Source organism: Streptomyces durbertensis (assembly GCF_014156695.1).
In the GTDB taxonomy this organism is placed as follows: domain Bacteria; phylum Actinomycetota; class Actinomycetes; order Streptomycetales; family Streptomycetaceae; genus Streptomyces; species Streptomyces durbertensis.
In genome coordinates this window covers 1-4,806 of sequence record NZ_WMLF01000418.1, presented here as the reverse complement: position 1 = coordinate 4,806, position 4,806 = coordinate 1, and the positions used below count along the sequence as shown (strand labels likewise).

The 4,806-nt window shown below is 74.5% G+C and carries 5 protein-coding genes; 4 read left to right on the top strand and 1 reads right to left on the bottom strand.

The genetic code is table 11. The annotated features are described in order from the left end of the window. From GL263_RS21725 to GL263_RS21710, 4 genes are all read left to right on the top strand, one after another. Positions 1–1,129 (top strand): multidrug effflux MFS transporter (locus GL263_RS21725; protein WP_182857426.1); only part of this gene is annotated, 1,129 nt, incomplete at its 5' end. Further along, a complete protein-coding gene (locus tag GL263_RS21720) occupies positions 1,111–2,193 on the top strand; it encodes a serine hydrolase domain-containing protein (protein WP_182857425.1) in 1,083 nt (360 codons plus the stop codon). The genes GL263_RS21725 and GL263_RS21720, both read left to right, overlap by 19 nt. Positions 2,194–2,362: 169 nt before the next feature. Further along, a complete protein-coding gene (locus GL263_RS21715) occupies positions 2,363–2,704 on the top strand; it encodes an SCO0607 family lipoprotein (RefSeq protein WP_438947987.1) in 342 nt (113 codons plus the stop codon). An 86-nt stretch (positions 2,705–2,790) separates the two neighbouring features. Beyond that, positions 2,791–3,837, top strand: coding sequence for a small ribosomal subunit Rsm22 family protein (locus tag GL263_RS21710; RefSeq protein WP_182857424.1), 1,047 nt, complete (start codon positions 2,791–2,793; stop codon positions 3,835–3,837). Between the two features lie 33 nt (positions 3,838–3,870). Here the strand turns inward: GL263_RS21710 and ddaH are convergent, their stop codons facing one another. After that, positions 3,871–4,686, bottom strand: a complete 816-nt coding sequence (ddaH, locus tag GL263_RS21705; protein ID WP_438947986.1) for a dimethylargininase — start codon at positions 4,684–4,686, stop codon at positions 3,871–3,873. Positions 4,687–4,806 lie beyond the last annotated feature (120 nt).

The following is a 4,806-nucleotide window of genomic DNA, read 5'->3' as shown; positions in this document are numbered from 1 at the left end:
CCTCTACCTCCCCGCCCTCCCGGCACTCGGCGGTGAACTGGGCGGGGCCGCCTCCCAGGTGCAGCTCACCCTCACCACCTGCCTGCTGGGCCTGGCGGTCGGCCAGATCGTGGTGGGGCCGATGAGCGACCGGTTCGGCCGCCGCCGGCCGCTGCTCGTCGGCATGGCCGGCTACGTGCTGGCCAGCGCGGCGTGCGCGCTGGCGCCGACGATGGCGTCGCTCACCGCGTTCCGGCTGGTCCAGGGCCTGGCGGGCGCGGCCGGCATCGTCATCGCCCGGGCGGTGGTGCGCGACCTGTTCGACGGACTCGCCATGGCCCGGTTCTTCTCCACGCTGATGCTGGTCTCCGGCGCGGCCCCGGTGCTCGCGCCCGTCTTCGGCGGGCAGCTCCTGCGGGTGACGGACTGGCGGGGCATCTTCCTCACCCTCGCCGCCGTCGGCACCCTGCTGGCGCTGGTCGCCGCGCGCTGGCTGCCGGAGACGCTGCCGGCCGACCGGCGGCACGGCGGCGGGGTCCGCGAGGCGCTGCGCACGATGCGCGGCCTGCTGCGGGACCGGGTCTTCACCGGCTACCTGCTCGCCGGTTCGCTGACCTTCGCCGCGCTCTTCGCGTACGTGGCGGCCTCGCCGTTTGTCGTGCAGGAGATCTACGGCGCCTCCCCGCAGACGTTCAGCCTGCTGTTCATGGTGAACTCCGTCGGGTTGGTGGCGACGGGCCAGCTGAACGGGCGGCTGCTCGTGGGCCGGGTCCGGCTGGACGCGGTGATCGGCGCCGGGCTGGTGGTCACCGGGTCCGCCGCGGTGGCGCTGCTGCTGATGACCACCGGCGTGTTCGGCGAGGTGGGGCTGACCGCCGTCGCGACGGGCCTGTTCGTGCTCATGTCCGGCATGGCGCTGGTGCTGCCCAACGCCAGCTCGCAGGGGCTGATGCGGGCCGGCCACGCCGCCGGCACCGCCTCGGCGTTGATCGGCACCTCCCAGTTCCTCGTCGGCGCGGTCGCCTCCCCGCTGGTCGGGGTCGCCGGCGAGCACACGGCCGTGCCGATGGCGCTGACGCAGCTGTGTGTGATCGTGCTCGCCGCCGGCTGCTTCCTCGTAATGTGCCGTCCATGGCGTCAGCACGACTGAGACAGGGCAGCTCCGAGCAGGCGGGACTCGATCCCCGGCAGATCGACGCGCTCGCGGCGGGGGTGGACGAACTGCCGGCGCGCGGTTGGTGCGCGGGCGCCGTGGTGGCCGCCGGACGCGGCCCGTACCTGGTGCTGCGGCACGCCACCGGCTGGGCGTGGCGGTGGAGCACGGCCGGCACGCTGGCGGACGAGCCGGAGCGGATGCGCCCCGACACCCCGTTCGACCTGGCCTCGCTCACCAAGCTGTTCACCGCCGTCGCCGTCCTCCAGCAGGTCGAGCGCGGCACAGTCGACCTCGACCGGCCGGCCGCCGCGTACGTGCGGGAGTTCGGCGGGGCCGGGAAGGCCGGCATCACCCTGCGCCAACTGCTCACCCACACCTCGGGGTTGCGTCCCGAGCTGCCGTTCCACGACGGTCACGGACTCGAGCTGCTGTGGTCCGAACGGCCGCTGCCGGGCCGCCGGCACCGCTACTCCGACCTCAACTTCCTCGCACTGCAACAGGTGTTGGAGCAGGTCACCGGCCAGGGACTGGACGTGCTGCTGGGGGAGTGCGTCACCGGGCCGCTGCGGATGTCCGCGACCCGCTTCGGCCCGGTGCTGGGCGCCGCCGCCACCGAGGACCAGCGAAGACCGCGCGCCAAGGCCGACCGGGGCATGCTGCGCGGTGTGGTCCACGACGAGAACGCGTACGCGCTCGGCGGCGTCGCCGGCCACGCCGGACTGTTCGGCACCGCCGACGACCTCGCCGTGTTCTGCCGCGCCCTGCTGGGCGGCGGCGCCTACGGCAGGGCCCGGATACTCGCCCCGGACTCCGTGGCGCTGCTGCTGGACGCGCCGGGGCTCGGCTTCACCGTCGACCAGCCGTGGTTCATGGGCGAGTTGGCCGGGCGCGGCGCGGCCGGCCACACCGGTTTCACCGGCACCAGCCTGGTCGTGGACCGGGCCACAGACACGTTCCTGGTGCTGCTCGCCAACACCGTGCACCCGGTACGGCCGGCCGTCCCCGACAGCAGCCCGCGCGCGGAGGCCGCCACCCGCCTCGCCCGCGCGGTCCGCTAGGGCGCGACGGTGCGACGACCAGAACGCGACGGTGCGGTGACGCCACGCTCCCACAGGCCGACCCCGGCTTGAGTAGCCGTTGATCGCCTTCTGGGTACGGGTACTCAGGACCGGGTGCCCGGAGTGGCACAGAGTGGGGACCGACCGCACGAACGACAGGAGACCAGTCGTGAACCGCATCACCCTCCCTTCGCGCCCCACCACCCGCGCCCGCCGGGCCCGTCGCCTCGGCGCGGTCGCCGTCGCGGTGCTGGCGGGCGGCGTCGCGGCCGTGGCGCTCTCGGGCTGCTCCGTCCGGGACAGCATCTGCGGAAACGGCGAGTACCCGGTCATGACCATCGGGGGCACGGGCTCGCAGTGCGTCAAGAACGGCGAGGAGGTGCCTGAGGGGTACACGCGCTACCCCGAGGGCAAGGTGCCGCGGAAGGTGGACGACAAGTGGGACGTGTACTGGCGCAGCCACACCGTCGACAAGGACGGCGCCGTCGTCGAGGTGCCGGAGGGGGAGTGAGCCGCGCCGGAGGGGGAGTGGGCCGTGCCGGACGGGGAGTGAGCCGCCCCGGCGCACCGGCCGGCGGCAGGACCTAGACTTTCCCGGTGCACGACGAAGAACTCCGCTCGGCGCTCGCCGCGCTGCTGGACGGCCTGCCGCCGAGCCGGGCCACCGCCGCCGTCGAGCGGCTGATCAGCGAGTACCGGGGCCGGACGGCCACCGACGCGCCCGTTCTGCGGGACCGGGCGGACGCGGTCGCCTATGCCGCCTACCGGATGCCGGCGACGTTCGCGGCGGTGAGCGCGGCGCTGGCGGAGTTCCGCGCCCGGCTGCCGGAGTGGGCGCCCGGCCGGCACGTCGACGTCGGCGGCGGCACCGGTGCGGCCGGCTGGGCGGTCGCCGCCGCCTGGCCGGGCGGGGTGCGCACGACCGTGCTCGACTGGTCGGAGTCGGCCCTGGGGCTCGGCCGGGAGCTGGCCGCACGGGCCCTGCCGGACACCGAGTGGCGACGCGAGCGCATCGGGCCGGCCCTCACGCTCCCGCCGGCCGACCTGGTGACGATCTCCTACGTGCTGGGCGAGTTGACCGAGCGGGACCGGGCGGCAGCGGTGGACGCGGCCGCCGCCGCACCCGCGGTGCTGGTGATCGAGCCGGGCACGCCCGAGGGCTATCTGCGGGTGATGGCCGCCCGGGACCGGCTGGTCGAGGCGGGCTTCACGGTGCTGGCGCCGTGCCCGCACAGCGACCGCTGCCCGATGGTGCCGGGCGAGGACTGGTGCCACTTCGCGGCCCGCGTCAGCCGTTCCTCGCTGCACCGGCGTGTGAAAGGCGGCTCGCTGGGCCACGAGGACGAGAAGTACTCCTACGTGGCGGCCGTCCGCCCCGCCCCGGCGGACCAGCCCGCCGGCCGGGACCAGGAGGCGCGCGAGCCGTCCGGGGCCCCGGCCGGGGCGCGGATCGTGCGGCGACCGCAGATCCGCAAGGGGCAGGTGCTGTTGGAGCTGTGCACCGGCACCGAGGGCCTGGCCCGTCGCACGGTCACCAAGCGCGACCGCACCGCCTACCGTGCCGCCCGGGACGCCGTCTGGGGTGACGCCTGGGGTGACGCCTGGCCGTCGCCGGAGGAAGGACCGGCGGACGACCGCCCGTGAGGGCCGCCGTCCGCCGGGTCCGCCGCTACCGGCTCAGGCCGGGCCGCGCAGCTCGGCGGTGCAGCACTTGACGCTGCCGCCGCCCTTCAGCAGCTCCGACAGCGCCACCGGGATCGGCTCGTAGCCGCGCCGCCGCAGCGGCTCGAAGAGGCCGACCGCAGCCTGCGGCAGCAGCACGTGGTGCCCGTCGCTGACCGAGTTCAGGCCGAGCACCAGCGCGTCGTGCTCGTCGGCGATGATCGCGTCGGGGAAGAGCCGGGCGAGCACGGCCTGGCTGCCGGGGGAGAACGCCGGCGGGTAGTACATGATCTCGCTGTCCGTGGAGTCGTCCAGCACGCACAGCGCGGTGTCCAGGTGGTAGAAGCGCGGGTCGACCAGGTCGAGGCCGATCACCGGCCGGCGCAGGAACTCCTGGGCCTCGGGATGGGACAGCGGGCTGCTGCGGAAGCCCCGCCCGGCCAGCAGCCAGGAGGCGGTGACGGCGAAGTCGCCCTCGCCCTCGTTGACGTGCTCGGGCTCGTGGTACTCGGTGAAGTCGTTGGCCGCGTACCACTCGCGGTGGGCGACCGCCTCCGCCTCCCGCTGCGGGTGGGCGAAGCGCGCGCCCAGGACGCGCCCGTCGACGACGGTGGCGCCGTTGGCGGCGTACACCATGTCCGGCAGCTCCGGGTCCGGGGTCAGCTCCTCCACGCTGTGGCCGAGCGCGCGGTACCGGTCGCGCAGCACCTCCCACTGGGCCACCGCCAGCGGGAGGTCGACCGGCTTGCCGGGGTCCATCCACGGGTTGATCGAGTACGTGACCCGGAAGTGCGCCGGTGGGCACATGAGATAGCGACGTTCTGCGTACAAAGAGGGCTCCTCACGGGATCGCCGTGTGCCTGCTAGCTCATGGTCCACTCTTCGGCGCCAAATGGAAGTGGCGCGTACGCGTGGATTGGGTTTTGTCCGCCGCCCCTCCTGGTGGGAGGG